The organism is Burkholderia sp. SIMBA_062 (assembly GCF_046534765.1).
Classification (GTDB): domain Bacteria; phylum Pseudomonadota; class Gammaproteobacteria; order Burkholderiales; family Burkholderiaceae; genus Burkholderia; species Burkholderia ambifaria.
Genome location: NZ_JAWRYD010000131.1, coordinates 1 through 390, shown reverse-complemented (window position 1 = coordinate 390; position 390 = coordinate 1). Strand labels below are relative to the sequence as shown.

The following is a 390-nucleotide window of genomic DNA, read 5'->3' as shown; positions in this document are numbered from 1 at the left end:
AGCAAGGCGCTCGGCATCCACTCCGGCACGATCAACGCGACGTGCGAGCAATACGCGAAGTCGCGCAGTCAGCACCGGCGACGTTACTTGCGCTATCGCGGCAAGAAATCGCTCGGTTGGGTGCCGCTGAAGGGCCGCGACCTGAAGCGCGAAGGCGAAGCGTTCCGCTTTGCCGGCAATGCCTTCCGCGTGTTCAACAGCCGCCCGCTTCCAGAAGGCAAGATCAAGGACGGGACCAACTTTGCGCAGGATGCACGCGGCAATTGGTTTCTCAACATCGTGATCGAGATGCCCGATGTGCAGGCCCGCCCGGTCCGTTCCGGTGTTGGCATCGATCTCGGCCTGAAAGACTTCGCCACACTTTCGACCGGCGAGAAGCTGCCCAATGAC

Annotated in this window: 1 pseudogene; it reads left to right on the top strand. The window is 61.8% G+C overall.

Annotated features, from left to right (window positions below):
* Positions 1-390: pseudogene (locus SB786_RS35715) on the top strand (RNA-guided endonuclease TnpB family protein); the annotation flags it as partial.